The following is a 24,830-nucleotide window of genomic DNA, read 5'->3' as shown; positions in this document are numbered from 1 at the left end:
GTCTGCCGGATAGTTGCGGTCACTCAGACATTCCATCATTTGCCGCTGACAATTTACGCCGCGACGCTTCCAGCCGCTCGGCTATGGCGTCGAGCGTGTCGAAGTCAGCATCGGAGGGCGCCCACCGGGCTGCTGCCAAGTCAACCCGCCAGCGGCCCTCGCCCGTCCTGGCAAAGCGCAGGAAGTCCCCGTGCAGCGGCGTGCCCTCCCGCAGGTAGTACTGCAACGCTTCCGCTGCCAGTCCTTCCGGGGCCTGGCCGCTTGCCCTGAGCACGCGCCACCAAGGCACGCCGCTTCCACAGTGGCTCATGACCGAACCCACCTGCCGCGGGCCCCCTGACCCGATCAGTTCTGCGACGTCCCCGTATGCAAAGGCCGAGCCGGCCGGGATGAGCTCCACAACCGCCAGCACTGCCTCGACATACTCCGTCCGCATGGCTCCAGACTATCGGTGGGTGCTCCGTGCGGAACGTCACGGAGCACCCGGCAGCCCGCGCCGGCGGACACGCACGACACCTGCAATAAACTGTCGGTGCCACCCGGTAGCGTGATCACATGAGCACTTGGAACACCCTCCCGCGGGCCGCCTTCGACCTCGAAACCACGGGCCGGAATTCCCGCGCCGCCCGGATCGTGACGGCATCGGTGACCGTGGTGGATGCTGCCGGGGGTGTCATCCAGGAACATGAGTGGCTGGCGGATCCGGGGGTCGAGATTCCGACGGAAGCCAGTGACATTCACGGGATCACCACCGAGCATGCCCGCAGCAACGGCCGGCCGGCCGCGGAGGTTACCCGGGAAGTCGCCGCGGTACTGCAGCAGCTCTTTGACACGGGCGTGCCGGTGATCGCGTTCAACGCCAGCTACGACTTCACCGTCCTGGCGGCCGAATCAGCCCGGTACGGCGTTCCCCAGCTCAGCAGGTTTCCCGTTCTTGATCCCTACATCATGAACAAGCAGGTGGACCGCTACCGCAAGGGCAAACGCACGCTGACGGCACTGTGCGAAGAGTACGGCGTGGACCTCGAGAACGCCCACACGTCCGCCGCCGATGCACTGGCCACACTCCGGGTGCTGGATGCGATGGCCGGCAAGTTCCCGAAGCTGAAGCTGCCGGCCGCCCAACTGCATCAGCTGCAGGTCGATTGGGCCGTCAGCCAGGCAGCGGACTTCCAGCAGTACCTGCGCAAGACCAAACCAGCCGCAGTCATCGAGGGCGACTGGCCCGTCCTGCCTCCGGAAGACGCCAGCCGGGGCGACTTCTAGCCTCACCCAAAGCCCCGGCTACTGGGAAAAAAGGGCGCTGCTGCGACTAAGATCACAGCAGACCGGGCCCATACGGGCCACTGGCCACCCGGCTGCGATTCAGAGAGCAGCGGATATCCTGCGCATCCCACGGCCACATCGATGGATCGCTCTCACCTATGCGTGAAAATACGTGGGTAGCCGAAGAACCTTCGGAAGTGGCTGCCGTATCCCGGCGCTGACATAATTTAGTTCAGAAGCGGGCTTGTGCTATGCCCTGCCCGGCCCCCTACCGCCTGAGGATACATGATCACAGTTACAGACCTGCGCAAGGTCTACCGTCAGGGGAAAAAGGAAGTAGTGGCCCTTGACGGGGTCTCACTTTCCGTCCCCAAAGGCTCCATCCACGGCATCATCGGCCACTCGGGAGCCGGTAAGTCCACGCTGGTCCGGTGCCTGACCCTGTTGGACCGCCCAACGTCCGGATCTGTGAACATCGACGGCACGGAGCTCAGCTCGGTCAAGGACTCCGAAATCCGTGCAGCCCGACGCCGAATCGGCATGGTGTTCCAGCACGCCAACCTGATGGATTCCCGGACGGCGGCAGCGAACGTCGCGCATCCGCTGGAACTCGTCAAGACTCCCAAGGACACGGTCCGCACGAAGGTGGCGGAGCTCCTAAAGCTGGTGGGACTCGAGGGTTTCGAAAACGCGTATCCGTCACAGCTGTCCGGCGGCCAGCGCCAGCGTGTGGGCATCGCCCGCGCACTCGCCTCCGACCCCGACGTCCTCCTGTGCGATGAACCGACGTCAGCGCTGGACCCGGCCACGACCGATGAAATCCTGGACCTCATCCAGGACCTGACCCGGCGGCTGCAGCTCACCGTGCTGATCATCACGCATGAGATGCACGTGGTGAAGCGTGTCTGCGAATCGGTGTCACTTCTGGCCAAGGGCCGCGTGGTCGAGGACGGCGAGCTGGCCGAGGTTGCTGCTGAACTCGACAGCAAACTGGCCCGGGCGCTCCTGCCCCTGCCGGCGTCGGAACCGATCCGGGGAGCTCTGCAGGCGGGTCCCGTGCTGGAGATCCTGTTTTCCGGCGAAAGCGCCAAAGAGCCGGTGCTGACGAGCGTCGCGCGGCATTTCGACATCGACCTGAACGTCCTCGCCGGAAGCGTGGAGACGCTCGGCGGGCAGCAGTTCGGGCATCTGCGGGTCCAACTGGCTGACCATGCGGACTACGACGCTGTCCTTGGGTACCTCCGCAACCGGGGCATCAGCGCCAAGCTGGCAGACGCCGGCGTCCGGTCCGACGAGCCGGAATTCGCCTCTGACACGGCCGACTTCGCCGCCGAGACGGGAGACCTCAAGTGAACGACATCTTCAGCAACCCCGTCCTGGCCAAGGCACTGCCCGAAGCGATCATGGAAACCCTCCAGATGGTGGGGATCTCTGGCTTCTTCACTGTGCTGGTGGGGCTGCCGCTGGGCGTCTTCCTGCACGCCACCGCACCGGGCGGGCTGCGCCCCATGCCCGTGGTGAACCGGATCGTCAGCGACATCGTCGTGAACATCACGCGCTCCATCCCCTTCGCCATCCTGATGGTGGCCCTGATCCCGCTGGCCCGGCTGCTGGTGGGCACCAGCCTCGGACCGGTCGCGGCCTCCGTTTCGCTCTCCATCGGAACCATTCCGTTCTTCGCCCGCCTCGTTGAAGCCTGCCTGCGGGATGTCCACCACGGCAAGATTGATGCCGCCCAGGTCATGGGCTCCACGAGGATGCAGGTCATCAGCAAGGTGATGCTGCCCGAATCCCTGCCTGCCCTTGTCGCGGCCGCAACCACCACGGTTGTGACCCTGGTGGGTTACAGCGCCATGGCCGGCCTTGTCGGCGGCGGCGGCCTGGGGAAACTCGCCTACAACTACGGATTCCAGCGGTTCGACGTCACGGTCATGCTCGTCACCATTGTGCTCATCATCGTGCTGGTCCAGGTCATCCAGCTGACGGGTGAATGGATCTCGCGGAGCCTCGACCACCGCTAAACCGGGGCCCCGCTACACCGGAACCACCGCCTAAACCGGGGCCACCCGCCAAACGGCGGGCACCCCGCCACATCTTCTCAGCAGCGAGTAGCCGCTCACTGCATCTGAACCGGATCCCTCCGCACCGCCGTCGGGCTCCAGGCTATTTCGAAAGGAACGCATCCGATGCGTAAATCACTCACCCTCCTCGCGACGGGCATCGTCACCGCCCTGACGCTGACCGCATGCGGCGGTTCGTCCGCGCCGAGCGCCGAGACCCAGACCCTGGATCCCGCCAAGCCCGCGACGCTCAGCGTCGGCGCCAGCCCGGTGCCGCAGGCAAAGATCCTCGAGTTCATCAACCAGGACCTCGCCCCGAAGGCCGGCCTCAAGCTGGACATCAAGGAGATCGAGGACTACCAGACGCCCAACACCGCGCTGAGCGACGGCTCGCTGGACACCAACTACTACCAGCACAAGCCGTGGTTCGACGACCAGGTCAAGACCAAGGGCTATGAGTTCGGCCATGGCGAAGGCGTCCACATCGAGCCTTACGCTGCCTTCTCCGAGAAGGTCAAGGACATCAGCGAGATCAAGGACGGCGCGAAGATCGCCATCACTAACGATCCCTCCAACCAGGTCCGTGCCCTCCGTGTCCTCGAAAAAGCCGGCCTGGTCAAGGACATCAAGGATGACACCTCCGTGATCGCGCTGACCGACGAGCAGAACCCGAAGAAGCTCAAGTTCTCTGAGAACCAGCCGGAACTGCTGATCAACGACCTCAAGGACCCGTCCGTGGACCTTGCGCTCATCAACGGCAACTTCATCCTCAAGGCAGGGCTCAGCACCAAGGATGCCTTGGCTGTGGAGTCCACCGAAAACAACCCGTACGCCAACTTCCTTGCCTGGCGGGAAGAGTCGAAGGATGACGCCCGCATCAAGAAGCTCGACGAGCTCCTTCACTCCCCCGAGGTCAAGGCCTTCATCGAAAAGGAATGGCCCAACGGCGATGTGACCCCGGCCTTCTAGCAAGGCCCCGTCTCCGCCGGGAGACGACCAAAAACTCCGGATCCGCTGTCGCGGGTCCGGAGTTTTTTGTTGCCGCCCTGCCCGGTTGTGCGTAAGCACCGGAAGGGACGACGGCGGTCAGGCCTTCGAAGCGGCGGCCGCCGCCTCCGCTGCGGCCGGCAGCGCATCGAAGATACGGTTCATGGCCGCGTCGTCGTGGGCTGCGGACAGGAACCAGGCCTCGAAGACGGACGGCGGGAGGTAGACGCCGGAATCCAGCATGGAGTGGAAGAAGGGGGCGTACCGGTAGGCCTCCTGCTTCTGTGCGTCGCTGTAGTTGTGGACTCCGTGTTCGGAGGTGCCGAACGCCACCGAGAACAGGTTTCCTGCGCGCTGGATCGAGTGGTCGACGCCGGCGGCATCCAGCGCCGAGGACAGCGCCGAAGACAGTTCAAGCGACCGCGCATCAACGAAGGAGTAGACGTCGCGGGTAGCATGCGTGAGGGTCGCAACGCCGGCGGCCATGGCCACCGGATTGCCGGACAGCGTCCCGGCCTGGTAAACAGGCCCGGTCGGAGCGAGGCAGTCCATGACGTCGGCGCGTCCGCCGAGGGCCGCCGTCGGCATGCCCCCGCCGATCACCTTTCCGAATGTGAGCAGGTCCGGGGTCCACTGTTCCGCAGAATCCGCGGCGCCGCCGGTAAGTCCCCAGTAGCCGGCGTAGCCGGTGCGGAAGCCCGTGAGGACCTCGTCCAGGATCAGCAGCGCGCCGTGGGCCGCGGTGATGCGGGACAACCCGGCGTTGAAGCCTTCGCCCGGGGTGACGACGCCCATGTTGGCGGGTGCCGCTTCCGTGATCACGGCAGCGATGTTGGGGCCGTGCTCGGCGAAGGCGGCTTCGACGGCGCCGAGGTCGTTGTACGGGAGGACCAGTGTTTCTGCGGCGGTCGCCGCCGTCACCCCGGCGGAGCCGGGCAGGGCGAGGGTGGCCACACCGGAGCCGGCGGAGGCGAGCAGGCCGTCCAGGTGGCCGTGGTAGCAGCCCGCGAACTTGATGATGAGGTTGCGGCCGGTGAACCCCCGGGCCAGGCGGACAGCCGTCATGGTGGCCTCCGTGCCGGTGGACACCATCCGGATCCGCTCCACGGCGGATACGCGTTCCTTGACGATTGCAGCCAGGTTGGCCTCGTCCGGCGTGGACGCGCCGAACGACAGCCCGCGGTCCACTGCGGCGTGGACGGCGTCGAGGACGGCAGGATGGGCATGGCCAAGCAGGGCCGGCCCCCAGGAGCAGACCAGGTCAACGTACTCGTTGCCATCGGCGTCCGTCAGGTAGGGTCCTTTGGCCGAGACCATGAAGCGCGGGGTTCCGCCCACGGAGCCGAACGCACGGACCGGGGAGTTGACGCCGCCGGGCATGAGCTGGCGGGCGCGGTCGAAGAGTTCCTCGTTGTGAGGCATGCTGGAAGTCATGCGTCCTATTCTTTCAGGAGTTCGTTGACGCGGGGTGCCACGGCCATGCCGAACAGCTCAATGGAGCGCATCATGGCGGGATGCGGCAGTGATCCGCTGCTGTACTTGAGATCGAAACGGTCCACGCCGAGGTTTCGTTTGAGCCTGACGATCTTCTGCGCCACGGTTTCGGGCGAGCCGACGTACAGTGCCCCTTCAGGCGTGCACATCGCGTCGAACTCACCCCGGCTTGCGGGGCCCCAACCGCGTTCGGCACCGATCCTGTTCCGAAGTTCGAGCCAGTGCGGGAAGTATTCCTCCCGTGCTTCCTCATCGGTGGCGGCCACGTGTCCGGGCGAGTGCGTGGCCATCTGCTGCATGGGGTGCCCGTACTTCGCCATGGCTTCCCGGTAGAGATTGGCCAGCGGCGCGAAGGACCTCGGCTGCCCGCCGATGATCGCGAAGATGATGGGGTAGCCGTACTCGGCACACCGCAGCACCGACTCGGGCGTGCCGCCCACGCCGATCCAGGCCGCCAGGAGGTGGTGTTCGAGATGCGGATAGACGCTCAGTCCGTTCAGAGCCGGCCTGGTGCGGCCTTCCCAGTGCACGGGCTTCTGCGCGCGGACCCTGTGGAACAGCTCCAGCTTTTCCTCGAAGAGGACCTCGTAGTCCGCCAGGTCAAAGCCGAACAGCGGGAAGGATTCGACGAACGAGCCCCGGCCCAGCATCACCTCGGCCCTCCCGCCGGATAGCGCATCCAGCGTCGAGAAGCGCTGGAAGACCCGGATGGGATCGTCGGAGCTCAGCACCGTGACGGCCGAGCCGAGCCGGATCTGCCGGGTCCGCGCGGCGGCGGCCGCGAGGAAGACTTCGGGCGCGGAGACCGCAAAATCCCGGCGGTGGTGCTCCCCCACAGCGAAGGCGTGAAGTCCGACGGCGTCTGCCAGCTCTGCCTGTTCAAGCAGCTGCCGCAGGACCTGGGCGTGCGGCACAGGACCTCCGTCCGCCCCGGCTCCAACGTCTCCGAAGGTGTTTAGCCCCAGGAGGATCCGGCCGGGCCCGACAGGATCAGTTAGGCCGGCCTGGGTGCCCGTCCGGGTGGACGAACTCTCCGGCGCTTCGCTCATCAGGATTCCTTCAGCCAGCCGGCCAGCTCGCTCGCCCAGTAAGTGAGGACCATGTTGGCACCTGCGCGGCGGATGCCCAGCACCGACTCCGTGATGGCTGCCCGGCGGTCGATCCAGCCGTTCCCCGCCGCCGCCTCGATCATGGCGTACTCCCCCGAGATCTGGTACGCGGCCACGGGGACCGGGCTCATCTCGGCAACATCCCTCAGGATGTCGAGGTAGCTCATGGCGGGCTTCACCATGACCATGTCAGCCCCTTCAGCGAGATCCAGTTCCACTTCCTGGATGGCCTCGCGCCGGTTGGCGGCGTCCATCTGGTACGTCCGGCGGTCCCCCTTCAACTGGGAGTCCACCGCTTCCCGGAACGGCCCGTAGAACGCTGACGCGTATTTCGCCGCGTAGGCAATCACGGCGGTGTTGACGTGCCCGGCGTCTTCGAGTGCCTGCCGGATGACGCCGATCTGGCCGTCCATCATCCCGGACGGGCCCAGCACGTGGGCCCCGGCGTCGGCTTGGGCCACTGCCATCTTGGCGTAGATGTCCAGCGTGGCATCGTTGTCGACGTAACCGTCACCGTCCAGGACGCCGCAGTGGCCGTGGTCGGTGAATTCGTCCAGGCACACATCGCTCATGACCACCAGGTCGTCGCCCACCTCGGCCCGGACGTCACGGATGGCCTTGTTCAGGACGCCTTCCGGATCCAGGGACGCACTTCCCTCGGCGTCGCGTTTCGCCGGAATGCCGAACAGCATGATGCCGCCCACGCCCAGTTCAACGGCTTCCGCTGCGGCACGCTTCAGGGTCTCCGTGGTGTGCTGCACGACGCCGGGCATGGAGGTGATCGGGTTGGGCTCGGAAAGGTCTTCGCGGATGAAGGCAGGGAGGATCAGCTCCGCGGGGGCGAGCCGGTTCTCTGCAGTGAGCCTGCGCATCGCCGGAGTGGTGCGGAGCCGCCGCGGGCGGTGGTTCGGAAAACTCATGTCCTGTCCTTCACTGGGTGCCTGATGCTGTCGAATGGATGTCGGGGTTGCGTGCGGCGTCGGGATGCACGGCGCGGATGACGGCAGCCACCATGCCCGCAGGCGTGGCTTCGGTTGCCGTTGCGGCAACCGTCAGGCCGAGCGCTTCCGCTTCGGCGGCCGTTGTCCTGCCGATGGCGACAAAGCGGCAGGCTCCCAGAGGGGCAAGCATCGTGTTGATGCTGCGGACAGCGCTCGGTGAAGCGGCGACGACGGCGGCCAGCCCGCCGTCGGATATCCAGGCTTTGGCTTCCGCCGGCGTGAGCGACTTCGCCTCCGCACCGGCCGACGTCTTCTCGCCAGCGGGCATCCCCTGACCGGACATTCCCTGCGAGGACATTCCCTGCGAGGGCATTCCCTGTGCGGCGAGGCTGCGGCCCGGCTCCGCCGGGTAGTCCACAGTGTGATATGCCACGACTGTCCTCACCACCGCCCCTTTGGCGCTGAGGCCGAGGGCGAGGGCGGGGGCAGCAATGTCTGCCTGGGGCAGCAGTACCGTGGCGGGTCCCTCGGGCCACTCCCCGGCAAGACCGGCGGCGGAATGGTCGTGGTGCGGTACCAGGTCCACTGCCAGCCCGGCGGCGTCAAGCGCTTTCGCGGTGGACGGGCCTACAGCAGCGACGCGAGTCGCGGCCGGAATCCACTGGTGCAGCGCCACCTCCCGCTCGGCGGCCTTGACCTGCAGCGCCAGGACCGTGGTGGCGCTGCTGACCACGAGCCAGGCAAACTGCCCGGAGCCGAGGGCGTCGAAGGCCTCGTCAAGGGATGCCTGGTCCGACGCACGTTCGAAGTCCTTGAGCGGAAGCAGGAGCGGTTCCGCACCGGCGAGACGCAGTTGCGTCACGAACGCCCCGGCACGGTCCGGGCTGCGGGTGACCAGGATACGGTCGCCCTCGAGCGGGCGCGGGCCCTGCGGCTCCGGCACTCCGGTGGCCGGCGCTCCGCTGGCCGGACCTTCGCCCTTCAGTCCCATGACGTCGTTCCCTGCCGGCCTCTCAGGACGCCGTCAGGTCCGCAATGTCGGCAGCCCCGGCAGCCAGGAGGACCTCGGCCAGCTCAATGCCCAGCAGTGTGGCTCCGACTTCAGTCAGACCGTCCGTGGCCCGCTTGTCGCGCACGGTTGCCGTGCCGTCGACGGCGCAGACCACGGCTTCGAGGTGCAGCATGCTGCCCTTGCGGTAGGCATAGGCGCCCACAGGGGCTGCGCAGCCGGCCTCGAGCCGGGCAAGCAGTGCCCGCTCTGCGGTAATGGCCAGCCGGGTGTCCTGGTCATCAAGGGCCGCAAGTGCCTGTGCGAGGGCGCCCTGCGACCCCGCGGCGGAGCCTGCCTGGCGGGGGGCCTCAGCCGTGCGGCATTCGATGGCCAGCGATCCCTGTCCGGCGGCCGGCAGCATGACGTCCGTTTCCAGGTATTCGGTGACGGTGTCCAGCCGGCCGATGCGCTCCAGGCCGGCAGCGGCCAGGACAACGGCATCCAGGTCACACGACTTTCCGGCCACCACTGCCTCGGTGGCGTTGCCCGGCAGTCCCGGGACGCGCCCCAGACGCGTGTCCACATTCCCGCGGATGTCCACGATGTCCAGGTCGGGACGGACAGCCCGGAGCTGCGCGGCGCGCCTGGGTGAACCCGTGCCCACGCGTGCGCCTTTGGGCAGGTCCGCCAGTTTGAGGCCGTCACGGGCGCACAGCACGTCGCGGACATCCACGCGGGGCGGAGTCGCGGCAAGGGTCAGCCCGGCAGCCGGCCCCGTCGGGAGGTCCTTCAGGGAATGCACGGCGACGTCGCATTCATTGCGCAGCAGGGCGTCGCGGAGCGCGGCAACGAAGACGCCGGTGCCTCCCATTTGCGACAGCGAGCCCTTGAGGACGTCCCCCTCGGTCCTGATGTGCACGAGCTCGACGGGAAAGCCCCCGACGGCGGCCAGCAGGTCGGCGGTCTGCTGCGTCTGGGTGAGCGCGAGCTTGCTGGCCCGGGTGCCGATCCGAATGGTCACTGCGTGTCCTGACTTGCTGAAGGATAAGCGTCGTGGCCGATGCCCACCGTGGTGTCGGCGCCCGCAATGGTCGGCTTTTCGCCGCGGAAGTTGGCGCAGCAGCCGGGGCGGCAGACGTCGTACCAGGGACCCAGCTCTGTGGCTGCCGGGCGGTCCCCGATGTTGTTCGCCACGGTGCGTTCGCAGATGAGGTCCACCAGTCCGTTGACGAAACGGCGGTGGGTGCCCGGCGTCGGAACGCGGGTGGCCGCAAGCCCAAGGTTCGCGCAGGTCTCCAGCGCTTCCGTATCAAGGTCCCAGACCACTTCCATGTGGTCGCTGACGAAGCCCAGCGGAACAATCACGATGCCCTTGACGCCCTCCTTGGAGAGGTCCTCGATGGCGTCGTTGATGTCGGGCTCGAGCCAGGGCACGTGCGGGGCGCCGGAGCGCGACTGGTACACGAGGGACCACGGGGCGGAAAGGCCGGATGCCTCTTCCACCCTGCGCATGACTTCGGTGCCCGTTGCCAGATGCTGCGCAACGTAGGCTGAGCCCTCGGCGAACCCGCGGGGCTCATCGGGGGACTTTCCGGCAGCGTCGGCGTCGCGCGTCGGGATGGAGTGCGTGGCAAAGAGAACGTGGATGGGGGCGTCCGGCGTTCCGGCTGCGGTGAGCTGGGCGCGGACGTCGGCGATACCGGCGGCCGTGCCTTCGATGAAGGGCTCGACGAAACCTGGGTGGTCAAAGTACTGCCGCACTTTGTCCACCTCGAGTTTGCCGTCGAGGCCTGTTTCGGTCAGCGCCATGCCGATGTCCTCGCGGTACTGGCGGCAGCTGGAGTAACAGGAGTAGGCACTCGTGGTGAGCATGAGCAGCTTCCGGTGGCCGGCGTCGTAGGCGTCGCGGAGCGTCTGCGGGATGTACGGATCCCAGTTCCGGTTGCCCCACAGCACCGGCATGTCGATGCCCCGGCGGGCCAGCTCCGCTTCCAGAGCCGCTTTGAGTTCGCGGTTCTGCTGGTTGATCGGGCTGATGCCGCCGTTGGCACGGTAGTGGTGCGACACCTCTTCGAGCCGCTCATCCGGAATGCCGCGGCCGCGCGTGACATTGCGCAGGAAGGGAATGACATCGTCCTGCCCCTCGGGGCCACCGAAGGATGCGAGGAGAACGGCATCGTACTCCTTGGGCGCCATCCGGCCGGCCTCCGTCACCGGGTTTACCGCAACGGAAGACTCCTGGGGATCCAGCGGGCTCATGCCAGCACCTCGGCAATCTCCCCGGCGGTGATGCGCCGTCCGGTGTAAAAGGGAATTTCCTCGCGCACGTGGTTGCGGGCCTCCGTGGAACGCAGGTGGCGCATCAGGTCCACCAGATCGACGAGCTCGGGGGCTTCCAGCCCCAGGATCCATTCCCAGTCGCCGAGCGCAAACGAGGAGACGGTATTCGAGATGACCTGGGGGAAGTCGCGGCCGAGCAGGCCGTGGTCCCGGAGCATCTTGCCGCGCTCTTCGTCGGGCAGCAGGTACCACTCGTAGGACCGGACGAAGGGGTAAACACAAAGCCATTCGGCCGGTTCCACACCGCGGGAAAAGGCCGGCGTGTGGTTCTTGGCAAATTCCGCTTCGCGGTGCACGCCCATGGCGGACCACACCAGTTCGGTTCCGGCGAACAGCTTGCTGCGGCGGATATCCCGGATGGCCTGCTGCAGCGCCTCTGGCTTGGGCCCGTGCAGCCAGACCATGACGTCGGCATCGGCACGCATGGCGGAGACGTCGTAGCTTCCGCGGTGGGTCACCCCGCCCTCGGCCAGGCGCGCAACCAGGGCATCGAAATCCTCTGCAGCATCTGCGCTGCGGAGGACGTCTGCGGAGCGCTTGAAGACGGTCCAGAGGGTGAAGAACTGCTCGGCTGATTCTTCGGTTTTGGTGACAGATTCGGCAGGAGTGTGGCTCATGGGTACAAGTCTGCCCGTTCCGTGCGTCCAAGTCGAAAAACCCCACTTCTACAGAGCGTAGAAGTGGGGTATTTCACAGTGCAGGTCGTCTACTGGACTTTTCGTTACAGAGCCCTGCGGATTTTGTATGCCACGAGTCCGGCTGCCCCGGCGAGCACGACGAGCCCGGCCCCGACCCAGACCAGCGGCGAAGCGGAGTCGGCCGGTGACGAACCGAGGACCGCGCTGCTTGGCCTGCTAACGGAGTACCGGGAATCGATTGTTCCCATGTTCATCGGGCCGGCGGAGCGGGAGGAGCCCCACGCCCCGGAGGTAATACTCAGGGCGCCGCTCGTCCTGCTGTCAGCTGTGGAACCCGCGGACGCCGGGCTTTCGGCTGGCGGGCCGCTGGCCGGTGCTGGCTGCTCTGCCGGTGCGGGCTGTACTGCCGGTGCCGGCTGGGTCGCCGCGCCGGGCTGAGTCACAGTTCCAGGCTGGGCTGCCGGCGCATTCTGCACAGCGGGCGCCGGAGCCGTGGCCGCCGGTGAGAAGCCAGGCTGCGACGCGGTGGGCGCAGGCGACGACGTCTCGGACGGACCAGACGTGGATGTGCTGGAAGGTGAGGGTGCCGGCGCTGTCGTCGGGAGAGGTGTTCCAGGCAGCGTCGGCACGGGAATGGTGGGGACGGGGGTGGCGGAGGGTGAGAACGAGGGACTCGTGGATGAATCCGTCGGCGCGGGCGAGGCTGACCAATCTTCGTCGTCGTCCTCGTCGTCCTCGTCATCGCCCAGGACCGTGCCTGCCCAGGCCTCGAGGCTGAGGGTGTCAGACACTGCCGCCCTGACCTGCAGTAAGGACTCGTCAGCGTCGGCGGCCGGCTCCGTCGCAGTGTTCGCGTCGGTGCTTGACGGGGTGACGTCCCCCGCGTCCGCCAACAATGTTGGGGCTGCAGCGTTGGATGCAGGGACGCCTGCGGATAAGACCAGTACCGCTCCGAGCGCAACTGCTGCCGTGCCGCGTCGAAGTCCCCCATGGTTACCGGTCAGCGTACGAAAGTTTTCCGACTTCTGATCGACCATAGTTATCGACCCTAGACACAAAACGGCGGGAAGAAAAACTTGCGGACGGCAGGGCGAGCGGGTATGAAAGGCGCTGATTTCAAGGACCGTACTGTCCGTGCCGGAGCCTGGGATTACTCCAGAAAACCGCGCAGCTGCTTCCTGGTGTCTGCCACCACGGCAGCCAGTCCGTTTCCGGCGAGCCAGCCGCCCACCAGCATGAGTCCGTCGCTGTCCCCGCAGATGCGGCGGACTTCGGCAACCCGTTGGCGGTGCCCGACAGCGGCGAACGGAAGGGCCCCGGCCCAGGAGACCACATCCCAGCCCACAAGGCTGTCCGCCGTCACAGGCACCGTGAGCAGGGCGGACGCGTCCTGCAGGGCGAGGTCCAGCAAGTCCGGGTCCGGCCATGCGGCGGCGTTGTGCGATGTCCGGTCCGTCCCCTTGGGCGCGGCTCCGTCGCTGCGGCCATACGAGAGCCGCACAACATGCCGCCCCGGCCCGGCTTCCGTAGCCAGCCAGTCCCACTTGGCCGTCGCATGGGTGAGCGCCTTGGCCCGGATTCCGGGAGTCTGGGGAGCCACCAGGATGCCCGTTCCGCGAGGGCGCCGGTCCAGCTCCGGGAGGTCGACGACGAGCGTCACCAGTTTCACTTCCGGCCCGGGGCCGGGCCGGTGGCCGGCCAGGGCCGGCACCGCGTCCTCAAGCAGTCCGATGGCTGAGGGACCGTCGAGCGCGACCACCAGCAGGCCGGCGTCGTACGTCGTGGCCCCCGGGCCGCTGGGGTGGCTGCCTGATTCATTACCGAGTGTTGCGGCGTCCGTGACGATGCGCCAGCCATCCTGGGTCCGCGTGGCCGAACGGGCCCGGCTGCCGGGGACCATCATCACGCCACGCCGGCTGAGGTCCGCCACGAGAGCCGACACCATGGTGTGCATGCCGCCTTTCAGCCCGGCGACCGCCGAGCCTGCCTTGGCGCCACCAGCGGCTTGGGCGCCTGCCTTGCCGCCGGCAGCCTGGGCAGCGGCAGCTTGGGCGGGGGCGCGACGCTGCGAAGCAACAGCGGCCGCCAACGAACCGTGCCGGGCAATTCCGGCGCGGAGGCCAGGCGCCACCATGTCCACGTCCAGGAGAGCGGGGTCGGCCGAGTGCACACCGCCAACGACCGGCTCGACCAACCGCGTGAGCACGCGCCGCCCCATCCTGGCCATGACCAGGGCGGAAACACTCGTGACGTCGGCGGTGGTCCCCACTGAGGCGGGCAGGATCCTGTCAAGCGACGCACGTAGTGATCCGGCGATCCCCAGAGAGCGGCGCACCTCCGGGTCCCAGGGGTTTGCCGGTATCCCGAGGACGCCGGTCTTGGGAAGTTCGCGCGGCCCTTCCGGCAGCTGCACCCAGGCACCGCCGGGGTGGGGTGCCACGATGGCATCGCCGAGGCCCAGCTCGCGGGCGAGATCGGCCACTGCGCTCGACCGCGTGGCGAACGATTCGGCGCCGCTGTCCAGGGCGAGCCCGGCAACCTCATGCCGGCCGACGCAGCCGCCCCACGAGTCCGTGGCTTCCAGCAGTGTGACGGCCGCTCCGGCCTGTGCAAGTTCCCGTGCTGCAAGCAGACCCGAGATGCCGCCACCCACCACCAGGGCGGTCTGTCCCGGCGCCGGTGGGCTTCCCGCCTCCATGCCTTACTCCGGGGAAATGGAGTGGATCAACGTTACGACGCGCGTCAGCACGTCCGGGTCCGTTTCCGGCGGGACGCCGTGGCCGAGGTTCAGGACGTGGCCAGGTGCCGAGGCGCCGGACGCGATGACCTCCCGGACATGGGCTTCCAGCACCTCCCACGGTGCGGACAGGAGGGCCGGGTCGATGTTGCCCTGCAGGGGCACCGTGCCGCCCAGCCGGCGGTTCGCCTCCTCCAGCGGCAGCCGGTAGTCCACGCCGACGACGTCGACGCCGACATCGCGCATCGCGACCAGGAGCTCGGACGTTCCGGTGCCGAAGTGGACCAGCGGTGCGCCCAGATGCCGGACGTGGTCCAGCGCCCGCGCCGAGGCCGGCGCCACGAAGCGGGTGTAGTCGGCCAGGCCGAGGGACCCGGCCCAGGAATCGAAGAGCTGCCCTGCCGAGGCTCCCGCTTCCAGCTGGGCCCGCAGGAACAGCCCCGAGGCGTCGGCGGCCCAGTTGGCCAGGGCCGTCCATGTTTCCGGATCCGCATGCATCATGGTGCGCGGGCCGAGGTGGTCGCGGGACGGTTTGCCCTCGACCATGTACGCGGCAAGCGTGAAGGGCGCTCCGGCGAAACCAATGAGCGGCGTCTTGCCCAGCTGGGCCACCGTCAGGCGGACGGCTTCGCGGATCGGCTCCAGCGCCTCCCAGGTGAGCGTGGGCAGGGCAGCAACGTCGGCTGCGGTGCGCACCGGCTTGCCGAGAACGGGGCCCACGCCCGGAACGATATCCACGCCGACACCGGCCAGTTTGAGCGGAATGACGATGTCCGAGAAAAATATGGCCGCGTCAACGTCGTGGCGGCGCACGGGCTGGAGGGTGATCTCCGAGGCGAGTTCCGGACGCAGGCACGAGTCCAGCATGGCTACGCCCTCGCGCACCTTCAGGTATTCGGGCAGGGACCGGCCGGCTTGGCGCATAAACCACACGGGCCTGCGGCTGGGCTTGCCGCCCCGGTATGCAGTGATAAGCGGCGAGTCGGCAGTGCGCCCGTCCATGAGCGGATGGCCTGCATCAAGAACCGTGCCATCTGATGTTGCAGCGCTAGAAGTCATCCTTTGATTGTGCCGAAAATCGCCTCCAAAAGATAACGACAGCCTGTCATCCCGCTGCCCCGGCGGCGCGGCGTGGCAGGAATCACAGGCGCCCGGATACGGCATCCCGGCCAAGGGTTGTTCTACGTCGTTGCGAAAAAGCTATGATTGTCCTGCTGTGGTTCTTTTTTCATTGGTGGCAACACACGCCGACATCGACCTCGAAACCGTCGCTCAACTTAGCAACGGTTCCTCAGGCATCGCTACATCCGCCCTCGCCGGATCGCCGGCAGTGACGGGTGCCGTTGTCCTTGCCACCTGCAACCGCTACGAAATTTACGGCGAGGCGGCGCACGCGGACGACGTCGAAGCCGCCCGCGCCGCGCTGGTCGGGCAGATCAGCGAGATGAGCGGCCTCAGCGAACAGCTCGTATCCCGGTCCTTTAATACGCGGACCGGCCCCGAGGTCAGCCACCACCTGTTCGCCGTCAGCTCAGGGCTGGACTCCGCTGTCGTCGGCGAACGCGAAATCGCCGGCCAGGTGCGGCGGGCCCTGATAACGGCGCAGCACGAAGGCACGGCCAGCTCCGGCCTGATCCGGCTGTTCCAGGCCGCGTCCAAGACGGCCAAGGACGTCGGCGCGCAGACCGCCCTCGGATCCCGCGGCCTGTCCATCGTCTCCGTGGCCCTTGACCTCGCCACAGATCTCTCCGAAGATCCCGACTGGACCGCTAAGAAAGTTGTGGTCTTCGGCACCGGCGCCTACGCAGGCGCCACCATGGCCCTCCTGCGGGAGCGCGGCTGCCGCGACATCTCCGTCTTTTCATCCTCCGGCCGCGCGGCGACGTTCGTGGCAACGCGCGGCGGAACGGCGCTCGACGGCGACACGCTCCACCCCGCCGTTGCCGCCGCCGACGTCATGATCGGCTGCAGCGGATCGGACACCAGGGTTGAGGCAGCGGAACTGGCCGAGGTGCGTGCCGGATCCGCCCGTCCCCTGATCGCCATCGACCTGGCACTCACGCATGATTTCGATCCTGCGGTCGGAGAGCTCGACGGCGTTGAACTCCTCACGCTGGAATCCGTCCGCCTCGCCGCTCCCGAGGAGCAGGCGGAATCCCTGGCCCAGGCCAGTAGCATCGTCTCCAGCGCAGCGGCGGCTTTCGAACAGGAGCGCGAGGCACGGTCCGTGGACTCGGCCATCGTGGCACTCCGCCGCCACACCATGAATGTGCTCGACGCGGAGATGGAGAAGGTGCGGGCCCGTCACGGCTGCACCGCCGCGGCCGAAGAAGTCGAGTTCGCCTTGCGCCGCATGGTGAAGCAGCTGCTCCACGTGCCCACTGTCCGGGCCAGGGAGCTGGCCGCCAACGGCCAGCAGGACGACTATGTGGCCGCCTTGGAAACCCTGTACGGCATCACCGTGGAACAGCCCGCCGCCGCATCCAAGGCCGAGTGCCCCGTTGACCACATCCAGCTTGCCGCTGCCGGGCTTCCCGAAGCAGACGCCCAGAGGAACTCCGCCTAAGCGGGCCCCTCACCTGCAGAGTCCGGGCCCTCCATAATCCGCCCCTCCCGGGACGCCCTCCCGGGACGCCCTCTCGCGCTGCCGGTACGCCGCCGCTGCGCTGCCCCTGCTCTGCCGCCGGTCTCCAAGGATCCTGCAAGGTTTCCACAGGCTCCATGCGGAGCATGGATGTCACTTGTGAAACCTATTGGGGGTGCGAGCAGTGAATCCTGATTCCCGCACGATTTCCATCCCGGTCCTGAGCCGCCGCCAGTTCGGACTGATCGTCGGAGGCGGCGCCGTCCTGCTGATGGCCGGCGGGACCTACGGCGCGGTGTCCCGCAGCGCCCCCTTTGCAGCTACGCGCATGGACACAGCCTTTGGTTCCCTGTCCGTCACCCGGGCGGGCCGCCTCGCCCGGCTGGATGCGCAGGGCCACCGAGCGTTCCGCTCCGTGGAAGCCGCCGCTGCCCGGCTCAGCGGACCCGGCCCTCGGGCCGGGAGTGCTGCGCTGGCAGCGGGGTTCCAGCGCGCCGCGAGCGTGGCAGACGTCCCCGCGGACCCCCACGGCCACGGCGGCGGAGCCCCGGCGGACCCGGCGTGGCCACAGCCGGTGAACCTGACGTGGGGCGACGTGGTCCTGGTTGAGGTGGAACTGGGTAACTCGAGTCCGGAGCCGGTGTTGTTCAGCCCCGGCCAGCTCCGGCTGAAACTGGCCCCGTCCGCCACTACTGTCACTCCCCAGGACGCCGGCCGCAACTCCGGGACGATCGCCCCGGGCGCAACGGAACACCACTGGATCAGTTATCTCGCCCCCTCCGGCTCCACAGGCATGGAGCTGGAATACACCGATCCGTGGCAGGGCCGGACACAGGTGCTGTCGCTGCCGCCGCTGGCAAGCGGCGTGCAGCGGCCGTGAGCGTTCTCCCCTGCCTGCCGCTCCCGTCAGTAAGGGGCTCCGTCAGTAAACGGGCTTCTGGGGCTCCACGTCCCTGACCCAGGCGAGGATGCCGCCGTCGAGATGGCTCACGCGCCGGTAGCCGGCCTTCCTGGCCGCGGACAGCACCGCGGAGGACCGGGCCCCCGACTTGCAGTGGAAGACAATGTCCCTGTCCTGCGGCAGCTCGCCCCACGCCTCGCCGGACAGGATCCTGCCCTGCGGGATGAGGACGGAGCCGTTGATCCTGACGATGTCGAACTCCCCCGCCTCGCGGACGTCTACGAGCTCGAAGTCCTTTAGTCCTGCCTCGCGGGAGGCCAGCATCGTGGCCAGCTGCGTGGCCGTAACGGTGTGTTCCGTGTCTGTGGCTTCCGGCGGGGTGATTCCGCAGAATGCCTCGTAGTCCGTCAGTTCGGTGATCGGAGGGGCTGCCGGATCCTTCGCCACCCTGATTTCGCGCCAGCTGCCGCCCAGAGCGTCATAGAGCGCCACCCGGCCTAGCAGGGAACGCCCGACGCCGGTGATCAGCTTGACTGCCTCCGTCACCATCAGGGATCCGACCGCCGCGCACAGCATCCCGAACACGCCGCCCTCGCCGCAGGAGGGCACCGAACCCGCCGGCGGAGCCTCCGGATACAGGTCCCGGTAAGTGGGGCCGTGCTTTTCCCAGAACACGCTGACCTGGCCGTCGAAACGGAAGATCGAACCCCAGACGTAGGGCTTCCCGAGGATGGCCGCGGCATCGTTGACCAGGTAGCGGGTGGCGAAGTTGTCTGCCCCGTCAAGGATGAGGTCGTAGCCGGAGAACAGCTCCAGGGCATTGGAGGAGTCCAGCCTGACGTCGTACAGGCGAACGTCCACCAGCGGGTTCAGGGCCGCGATGGCATCGCGCGCCGACTCGATTTTGGGCCGCCCTACGTCTGCGACGCCGTGGATGATCTGGCGCTGCAGGTTGCTCAGGTCAACATCGTCGTCGTCGATGATCCCGATGGTCCCCACGCCCGCAGCGGCAAGGTAGAGCAGGGCCGGCGAGCCGAGCCCCCCGGCCCCGATCACCAGGACGCGGGCGTTCTTCAGGCGGCGTTGGCCGAGTGTGCCGATCTCCGGAATGATGAGATGCCGGGAGTACCGCTCCACCTCATCTGGCGAAAGGCCGGGCGCCGGTTCGACGAGGGGAGCCGGTGGGGTGCGGGTTGCATTTGCGGTGGACGGAAAAGCCATACTTCAATGTATGCCTGAAGATACCGCTGGGTCATATTACCTCCGGGTAAAGTGAAGTTAACTGAAACGGAAAGAAGGCCCACAGTGATTCACGATGCACCGGTTGACCGACCCCAGGGTACGCAGTCCCCTGCAGGCGCAACCCGCGCCACCGGGCAGCGGTCAGCCAGGCTGCCCCGCGATGAACGCCGTGCCCAGCTGCTGACTGCCGCCCAGGAGGTCTTCGTTGCCAACGGCTACCACGGTGCCGCCATGGATGAGATCGCGGAAACGGCCCATGTGAGCAAACCGGTGCTCTACCAGCACTTTCCCTCCAAACGCGAGCTGTACCTGGCACTCCTGGACAGCCACCTGGGTGTCCTCACCGACCTCATGATGGGAGCGCTGAACTCCACCACCGATAACAAGGAACGGGTCCAGGCCGTCATGCGGGCCTATTACCGCTTCATCGACAGCGACGACCAGGCGCACCGGCTTGTCTTCGAATCGGACCTGATCAACGATCCGGATGTCAGCTCGCGTCTGGAGACCTTCAACAAGACCTTTGCCGACGCCATCGCGCACGTCATAGCCGAAGACACCAAGCTCCCGCACCTGGAAGCGCAGCTGCTGGGCAGGGCACTTGCCGGAATGGCCCAGGTAAGCGCGCGCTACTGGCTCGAAACCGACGGGAACCTGGACATCGATGTGGCCAGCGACCTGATCTACCGTTTAGCTTGGCGCGGAATCTCTCGCTTCCCCAAGGAGACCTAGACTACAAAGGGAGAACTACCCTTTGGAATTGCATCAACTGGAATTGCATCAACCTTGATTGGCTGGGAGGCCTTGCTGTGGAAGTAAAGATCGGCATTCAGAACATCGGCCGTGAAATTGTGCTGGAATCGGCCCAGGATGCTGACGCTGTGGCCAAGGTCGTAGCAGAATCCCTCGCCAAGGGCACCGAGCTGCGCCTGAGCGACGAGAAGGGCCGCCAGATCATTGTGCCGGCCAACGTGCTGGGTTACGTCGAGATCGGCGCGGAAGAAGTCCGCCGGGTCGGCTTCGGCGCACTCTAGGACAGGAAGTGCTGTCCCTCGTTATCGTCGCACTGGTCACCGTGACTGCGGGCTTCATCGTCTGGGCCAATGACCGGCGCCACGCCAAGTACGGCATGTTCCTGCCGGCCGGCGTGGCCACGGCAGTGGGGATGCTGGCGTGGATCATTTGCATGGCCGCCGGCCTTGGCTACCAGCCTGGCCTGACCTGGATTCCGTGGATTCTTCCGATGGTGGCCGGCGCAGCCGCGGCCGTGGCGGTGGCCGGCTACCTGGGCAGGGTGCGTGCAAAACGGGACACGCAACGGCTCACGGCAGCGCTTAAGAAGTAGCGGCTTGGGCCCGGGTGGTCACTCCCCGAGGTCCGGTCCGTGGCCTTCCTCGGTGCAGAGGCACAACCGGTTTCCTTGAGCATCAGTGACCACCACCCGATGGGGTGCGTGGTCACTGTTCGTTGAGGCGCCGGTCGCCGCCACCTTCTCCAGGACAGGGCCGGATTCGGCCTTGGACCGGTGGATGTCCACGCAGAGGCGGTTGCCGTCCGGCGCCGGCCCCTGCCGGAACGACACTCCGGGGCCACGGCCGTACGGGTCCACGAGGTGCCCGAACCGGCCCTTGCGGTAGCCCAACGCGACACGCCAGACCTCGGAAATCTCTTCTGCGTCCGCCGTCTCGATGCCGATGTCCACCGTCCGGTACAGGCCGGGCTGGGCCTCCGCGCCTGCCGCCGCGGCAGCTTGACTGACCGACGCCGCAGCGCCGGTGTCACGTGCCGTTACCTCGCCTCCGACGTCGTGGGAGCTGAACCGGATGAACACCCGGTTGTAGCGCCAATCCAGGTCGGGGTGGTGGTCACTTTCCTCGGCAAGGCGCCCGACGGCGGCAATCAGGTCGAGCGCGCCGGCCGCCGTCGGCGTCTTGAAGACCGTCACCAGGCCGCCGAGGCGGTAACGCCAGTCCGGCAGGTCCGCGAGTGCCGCGTCGATCTGGGGGCGGGTGAGGATGTCGTCCCTGGCGGCCACGGCTGCCTCCTTGGCGCGGGTTGGTTGAGTGAGCCTGCCGTGGCGTCCGCGCCCCGCGGGTGTCCGGGCTAGAGGAACTCGGCCCGGCCTTCCATGGCCGATGACGCCAGTGCATGCTCGCGGCGCGGGATCCGCCCGGCCGCTTTCGCCAGCCTACCGGCGATAACGGCGTGTTTGAAGGCTTCGCCCATGAGTACCGGGTTCTGTGCCCGGGTCACGGCGGTGGCGAGGAGCACGGCATCGCAGCCCAGCTCCATGGCCAGGGCCGCATCCGATGCGGTGCCTATGCCGGCGTCCAGGACTACCGGGACGGAGGCACGGGAGACGATCAGTTCGATGTTGTGGGGATTGAGGATTCCCAGGCCGGTCCCGATCGGCGAGCCCAGGGGCATGACTGCCGCAGCGCCCAGGTTTTCAAGACGCAACGCCAGGACGGGATCGTCATTGGTGTAGGCGAAGACCTTGAACCCGCGGTTGACCAGCTGTTCGGTGGCGTCCACGAGTTCCACCGCGTCCGGCAGGAGGGTATGTTCATCGGCGATGACTTCCAGCTTGACCCAGTCAGTCTCCAAAGCCTCGCGGGCGAGCTCCGCCGTCATGACGGCGTCGCGGGCCGTAAAACAGCCCGCGGTGTTCGGGAGCACGCGGATGTTGTGGTCCAGGAGCAGCTGGAACAGGGACCCTGTCTCGGCCGGCGAATAGCGCCGCATGGCCACCGTGGTCAGTTCGGTGCCGGACGCCAGGAGCGCCGCCCCCAGCCCGTCCAGGCTCGGGGCGCCGCCCGTGCCCATGATGAGCCGCGAGGTCAGTTCGACGCCGTCAATGATGAGGCGGTCAGCTGCGTCCGCAGCCGTTCCAGGCGGTGTTGCCGTTGTTTCAGTCATGGTCCTTATCCTCCCTGAACTGCCGTCACAAGCTCGATCTCGTCACCCTCGGCGAGTGCCGTGCTGTGCCACAGGCTGCGGGGTACTACCTCCGCGTTGCGTGCCACTGCCACCCCGAGCCGCTGGCCGTCGGTGGCGTGCCCATTGGCGGCCAGGTCCCGCCCGGTGACCTCGCTGACAAGCGTGGTGACCGAGGCGTCTGCCCCCACGGCGTGGGCGTTGCCGTTCAGTGTGATGTTCATGCGGGTTCCTTCTCCTGGTCAAATGTGACTGTGTTCGAACCGGCGGTGCCCGGCGGGGCACTGCCGGCTCCGGCGGTCCGTTCGGCGGAGAACCGACCGGGACGGAAGGCCTCCCAGCGGCTGTCCTCCACGCCGTCCATCAGCTCGCGGCAGATGACGGCGGCGGCGGGCGTCAGCAGGACGCCGTGCCGGAAGAACCCGGTGGCGATGATCAGTCCGGGCACTGTTGCGTCGGGCCCCTGCTCGCCGCCGGAAGCTTCGCAGCCGGCCTCGGGTTTGGAGCGGGCGGCAGGTTTGGACCCGGCCGCGGGTTTGGATCCGGCGGCGGGTTTGGATCCGGCGGCAACGCGGCCCAGCAGGGGCGCGTTGTCCGGCGTGCCGGGCCGCGCCCGGGCCGTCGCTTCGATGAGCTCCAGTTCGGCCACCGCGGGCACCAGCACCTGGGCATCCCTGAGCAGCTGGTAAACCCCGCCGGCGCTGGGCGCGGCCTGTCCGTCCTCCCGCTGGGTGGCGCCAATAACCACAGTGCCGTCCTGCCGCGGAACAAGGTAGACGGGGATGCCACGGACCATGCCCCGGACGGTAGCGGTCAGCAGCGGACGGAGCCGGTCCGGAACCTTGAGCCTGAGAATATCGCCGTACACCGGTCGCAGGGGCAGCTTCAGTCCCTCCGGCAGCCCGTCCAACGAGGCTGCACCGAGACCGTTTGCCACCACCGTTTCAGCGGCCAGCACGGCGCCGCCGCCTGCAAGCCGGACACCCGTGACCCGTCCGCCGTCGTGTCCGTTGCCGTGGCCCCTGTCGTGTCCGTCGTCCTGGCCCCTGTCGTCGTGTCCGTCGTGCTGGCCCCTATCCCAGAGCAGCCCGGTGGCGTTGTCACGGACCGCGTAGCCGTTCTCGGCGCCGGCCACGGCAGTCCGCGAGCCGGGTTCATGGCAGGCGAGGGCAGCTGCAATACTCGCCACCAGTTTCCGCGGATCGACCTGATGGTCCGCCGGGATGTCCAGCGCGCAGGAAATGCCGGGGCTCAGCAGCGGCTCCCGCAGCCGCGCCTCACGGATGGTCAGCGGGTCGACTGCCAGGCCGGCGGCCAGCTGGACTTCACGCAGGTCCATCAGTGCGCGGCGGTCGGCAGGGTCCGCGCCCACGGCGATGGTCGGCGTCGCCAGATACCCCGTGTCGCGGCCGGCACCGCCACCGGTGAGCGCCGCCGCGAAGCCGGGCCACCGGGCCGAGGATTCGAGCATGAGCTCCAGGAGGTCCTCCTCCTGATAATGCAGCTCGCTGACAGGGGCCAGCATCCCCGCGGCAGCCCAGCTCGCGCCTGTCCCGGGCTCCTTGTCGATGAGGACCACGGACCGTCCGGAGCGTCTCGCCTCCCATGCGATCCCGTGGCCGATCACGCCGCCGCCAATCACGGCCACATCAGCGTGGACCAGCGATACGGCAGAATTGTTCCCGCCGGTTCCAAGGTTCATGGAAATCCTTCCCTACGCCGGTACTAACCGGATCAGGTCAAGCGGTCGGCTCTTACGCCCTCTCAGCCCTGCGCCTTTTGTGACAGCTGCAGCGGGCTCCCGCGGTACCAGCCCAGTTTAGAGGAACTAGGCTGGTTGTCATGACCGTGCCTGACATCCATGAAGCCCGCCTGTACCTTTGCACCGATGCCCGTAAGGAGCGGGGCGACTTCGCCGATTTCGTCGATGCGGCCTTCGCCGGTGGAGTGGACATCATCCAGCTGAGGGACAAAACCATCGAGGCGGCCGAGGAACTCGAACTCCTGTCAGTACTGCGCCAGGCCGCTTCCCGGCATGGCCGGCTCTGGGCCGTCAATGACCGGGCGGACATCGCTTCGCTGGCGGAGGCTCCGGTCTTTCACATCGGCCAGAAGGACCTGCCGCTGCCCTCCGCACGGAAGCTGCTGGACGACTCTGCGGCGATCGGGCTCTCCACCCATTCCCCCGAACAGATTGATGCCGCCATCGCGGCCGCACAGGCACCGCAAGGCCTTAACTACTTCTGTGTCGGCCCGGTGTGGGCCACCCCCACCAAACCCGGGAGGGCCGCCGTCGGACTTGATCTCGTCCGGTATGCAGCCGGGGCTGTGGGCAGCGCCGACGGGGAAAGCGGCCGGCGTCTTCCGTGGTTCGCCATTGGCGGGATCGATCTCAGCAATGTGGAACAGGTGGTCGCGGCGGGCGCAGAGCGCATCGTGGTGGTCCGGGCCATCACCGAGGCGCCGGACCCGGCGGCTGCCGCGGCGGAACTGACTGCTGCCCTGGACGCCGGAACGGCCGGACCTGCTGGAGCGGACGGCATGGATCGCCAGTCGTCGTCCTCTGCGCGGTCATGATCTGGCTAGGCCAATAGCTGGCTAGG

Annotated in this window: 27 protein-coding genes and 1 riboswitch; of the genes, 10 read left to right on the top strand and 17 right to left on the bottom strand. The window is 67.4% G+C overall.

Annotation, left to right across the window (positions count from 1 at the left end; translation table 11 throughout):
• Positions 1-19: 19 nt before the first annotated feature.
• Positions 20-436 carry an MGMT family protein gene (locus AC6CH3_RS18205; protein WP_498133758.1) on the bottom strand — a complete coding sequence of 139 codons (417 nt, stop codon included), beginning with the start codon at positions 434-436 and terminating at the stop codon, positions 20-22.
• A gap of 119 nt (positions 437-555) precedes the next feature.
• On the opposite strand from AC6CH3_RS18205, the gene AC6CH3_RS18200 reads away from it, so the two are divergent.
• From AC6CH3_RS18200 to AC6CH3_RS18185, 4 genes are all read left to right on the top strand, one after another.
• Entirely contained in the window at positions 556-1,266 is a 711-nt protein-coding gene (locus tag AC6CH3_RS18200) for a 3'-5' exonuclease (RefSeq protein ID WP_400578683.1), read from the top strand.
• 285 nt (positions 1,267-1,551) lie between these two features.
• Positions 1,552-2,619 carry a methionine ABC transporter ATP-binding protein gene (locus AC6CH3_RS18195; protein ID WP_498133757.1) on the top strand — a complete coding sequence of 356 codons (1,068 nt, stop codon included), beginning with the start codon at positions 1,552-1,554 and terminating at the stop codon, positions 2,617-2,619.
• Entirely contained in the window at positions 2,616-3,287 is a 672-nt protein-coding gene (locus AC6CH3_RS18190) for a methionine ABC transporter permease (RefSeq protein WP_498133756.1), read from the top strand. Before AC6CH3_RS18195 ends, AC6CH3_RS18190 begins: the two co-directional genes overlap by 4 nt.
• 165 nt (positions 3,288-3,452) lie before the next feature.
• Positions 3,453-4,295, top strand: a complete 843-nt coding sequence (locus tag AC6CH3_RS18185; protein ID WP_498133755.1) for a MetQ/NlpA family ABC transporter substrate-binding protein — start codon at positions 3,453-3,455, stop codon at positions 4,293-4,295.
• Positions 4,296-4,412: 117 nt separating this feature from the next.
• Here AC6CH3_RS18185 and hemL read toward each other — a convergent pair whose 3' ends face one another.
• From hemL to hemE, 11 genes are all read right to left on the bottom strand, one after another.
• Positions 4,413-5,747 (bottom strand): glutamate-1-semialdehyde 2,1-aminomutase, encoded by a 1,335-nt coding sequence (gene hemL / locus AC6CH3_RS18180; protein ID WP_498133754.1) that lies wholly within the window; start codon positions 5,745-5,747, stop codon positions 4,413-4,415.
• A gap of 5 nt (positions 5,748-5,752) precedes the next feature.
• Entirely contained in the window at positions 5,753-6,856 is a 1,104-nt protein-coding gene (locus tag AC6CH3_RS18175) for an LLM class flavin-dependent oxidoreductase (RefSeq protein ID WP_498133753.1), read from the bottom strand.
• Positions 6,856-7,836 carry a porphobilinogen synthase gene (gene hemB, locus AC6CH3_RS18170; protein ID WP_498133752.1) on the bottom strand — a complete coding sequence of 327 codons (981 nt, stop codon included), beginning with the start codon at positions 7,834-7,836 and terminating at the stop codon, positions 6,856-6,858. The genes AC6CH3_RS18175 and hemB overlap by 1 nt, the downstream gene beginning before the upstream one ends.
• Positions 7,837-7,846: 10 nt before the next feature.
• Positions 7,847-8,848, bottom strand: a complete 1,002-nt coding sequence (locus AC6CH3_RS18165; RefSeq protein WP_498133751.1) for a uroporphyrinogen-III synthase — start codon at positions 8,846-8,848, stop codon at positions 7,847-7,849.
• A gap of 22 nt (positions 8,849-8,870) precedes the next feature.
• Complete coding sequence (gene hemC / locus AC6CH3_RS18160) at positions 8,871-9,869, bottom strand: hydroxymethylbilane synthase (RefSeq protein ID WP_498133750.1); 999 nt, start codon at positions 9,867-9,869, stop codon at positions 8,871-8,873.
• Positions 9,866-11,107 (bottom strand): ferrochelatase, encoded by a 1,242-nt coding sequence (locus AC6CH3_RS18155; protein WP_498133749.1) that lies wholly within the window; start codon positions 11,105-11,107, stop codon positions 9,866-9,868. The genes hemC and AC6CH3_RS18155 overlap by 4 nt, the downstream gene beginning before the upstream one ends.
• A complete protein-coding gene (gene hemQ, locus AC6CH3_RS18150; protein ID WP_498133748.1) occupies positions 11,104-11,805 on the bottom strand; it encodes a hydrogen peroxide-dependent heme synthase in 702 nt (233 codons plus the stop codon). The genes AC6CH3_RS18155 and hemQ overlap by 4 nt, the downstream gene beginning before the upstream one ends.
• A 104-nt stretch (positions 11,806-11,909) precedes the next feature.
• Complete coding sequence (locus AC6CH3_RS18145; RefSeq protein ID WP_498133747.1) at positions 11,910-12,080, bottom strand: hypothetical protein; 171 nt, start codon at positions 12,078-12,080, stop codon at positions 11,910-11,912.
• A gap of 67 nt (positions 12,081-12,147) precedes the next feature.
• Positions 12,148-12,537: a hypothetical protein gene (locus AC6CH3_RS18140; protein ID WP_498133746.1), complete on the bottom strand. Its 390-nt coding sequence runs from the start codon at positions 12,535-12,537 to the stop codon at positions 12,148-12,150.
• A gap of 439 nt (positions 12,538-12,976) precedes the next feature.
• Positions 12,977-14,524, bottom strand: coding sequence for a protoporphyrinogen/coproporphyrinogen oxidase (locus tag AC6CH3_RS18135; protein WP_498133745.1), 1,548 nt, complete (start codon positions 14,522-14,524; stop codon positions 12,977-12,979).
• A 3-nt stretch (positions 14,525-14,527) separates the two neighbouring features.
• Positions 14,528-15,622 carry a uroporphyrinogen decarboxylase gene (hemE, locus tag AC6CH3_RS18130; RefSeq protein WP_498133744.1) on the bottom strand — a complete coding sequence of 365 codons (1,095 nt, stop codon included), beginning with the start codon at positions 15,620-15,622 and terminating at the stop codon, positions 14,528-14,530.
• 157 nt (positions 15,623-15,779) lie between these two features.
• On the opposite strand from hemE, the gene AC6CH3_RS18125 reads away from it, so the two are divergent.
• Together AC6CH3_RS18125 and AC6CH3_RS18120 are read left to right on the top strand one after the other, a co-directional pair.
• Positions 15,780-17,129, top strand: coding sequence for a glutamyl-tRNA reductase (locus AC6CH3_RS18125; RefSeq protein ID WP_498133743.1), 1,350 nt, complete (start codon positions 15,780-15,782; stop codon positions 17,127-17,129).
• A 202-nt stretch (positions 17,130-17,331) separates the two neighbouring features.
• Positions 17,332-18,027, top strand: coding sequence for a DUF4352 domain-containing protein (locus AC6CH3_RS18120; protein ID WP_498133742.1), 696 nt, complete (start codon positions 17,332-17,334; stop codon positions 18,025-18,027).
• A gap of 42 nt (positions 18,028-18,069) precedes the next feature.
• On the opposite strand, the gene moeB is transcribed toward AC6CH3_RS18120, so the two are convergent.
• Positions 18,070-19,269, bottom strand: a complete 1,200-nt coding sequence (gene moeB / locus AC6CH3_RS18115; RefSeq protein WP_498133741.1) for a molybdopterin-synthase adenylyltransferase MoeB — start codon at positions 19,267-19,269, stop codon at positions 18,070-18,072.
• A gap of 84 nt (positions 19,270-19,353) precedes the next feature.
• On the opposite strand from moeB, the gene AC6CH3_RS18110 reads away from it, so the two are divergent.
• The 3 genes from AC6CH3_RS18110 (at position 19,354) to AC6CH3_RS18100 (ending at position 20,635) form a co-directional block, all read left to right on the top strand.
• Positions 19,354-20,022 carry a TetR/AcrR family transcriptional regulator gene (locus AC6CH3_RS18110; protein ID WP_498133740.1) on the top strand — a complete coding sequence of 223 codons (669 nt, stop codon included), beginning with the start codon at positions 19,354-19,356 and terminating at the stop codon, positions 20,020-20,022.
• 77 nt (positions 20,023-20,099) lie between these two features.
• Positions 20,100-20,324, top strand: a complete 225-nt coding sequence (locus AC6CH3_RS18105) for a DUF3107 domain-containing protein (RefSeq protein WP_205655431.1) — start codon at positions 20,100-20,102, stop codon at positions 20,322-20,324.
• Between the two features lie 8 nt (positions 20,325-20,332).
• On the top strand, positions 20,333-20,635 hold the full coding sequence (locus AC6CH3_RS18100; protein WP_498133739.1) for a hypothetical protein: 303 nt from the start codon (positions 20,333-20,335) through the stop codon (positions 20,633-20,635).
• A gap of 18 nt (positions 20,636-20,653) precedes the next feature.
• On the opposite strand, the gene AC6CH3_RS18095 is transcribed toward AC6CH3_RS18100, so the two are convergent.
• The 4 genes from AC6CH3_RS18095 to AC6CH3_RS18080 form a co-directional block, all read right to left on the bottom strand.
• A complete protein-coding gene (locus AC6CH3_RS18095; RefSeq protein WP_498133738.1) occupies positions 20,654-21,325 on the bottom strand; it encodes a 4a-hydroxytetrahydrobiopterin dehydratase in 672 nt (223 codons plus the stop codon).
• Between the two features lie 68 nt (positions 21,326-21,393).
• Positions 21,394-22,209, bottom strand: a complete 816-nt coding sequence (locus AC6CH3_RS18090; RefSeq protein ID WP_498133737.1) for a thiazole synthase — start codon at positions 22,207-22,209, stop codon at positions 21,394-21,396.
• A 5-nt stretch (positions 22,210-22,214) separates the two neighbouring features.
• The gene (thiS, locus tag AC6CH3_RS18085) at positions 22,215-22,451 is read right to left on the bottom strand and encodes a sulfur carrier protein ThiS (protein WP_498133736.1); all 237 of its coding nucleotides are present in this window, start codon (positions 22,449-22,451) and stop codon (positions 22,215-22,217) included.
• Positions 22,448-23,929, bottom strand: a complete 1,482-nt coding sequence (locus AC6CH3_RS18080; protein ID WP_498133735.1) for an FAD-dependent oxidoreductase — start codon at positions 23,927-23,929, stop codon at positions 22,448-22,450. Before AC6CH3_RS18080 ends, thiS begins: the two co-directional genes overlap by 4 nt.
• Positions 23,922-24,042, bottom strand: a riboswitch (TPP riboswitch). It overlaps the preceding gene by 8 nt.
• 27 nt (positions 24,043-24,069) lie before the next feature.
• Between AC6CH3_RS18080 and thiE the strand changes: the two genes are divergently transcribed.
• Positions 24,070-24,804 carry a thiamine phosphate synthase gene (gene thiE, locus AC6CH3_RS18075; RefSeq protein ID WP_498133734.1) on the top strand — a complete coding sequence of 245 codons (735 nt, stop codon included), beginning with the start codon at positions 24,070-24,072 and terminating at the stop codon, positions 24,802-24,804.
• Positions 24,805-24,830: the final 26 nt, after the last annotated feature.

It is taken from the genome of Arthrobacter sp. GQ119 (genome assembly GCF_059759125.1).
Note: the sequence above shows the minus strand (reverse complement) of the source record. Positions and strands in the feature narration are given on the sequence as shown.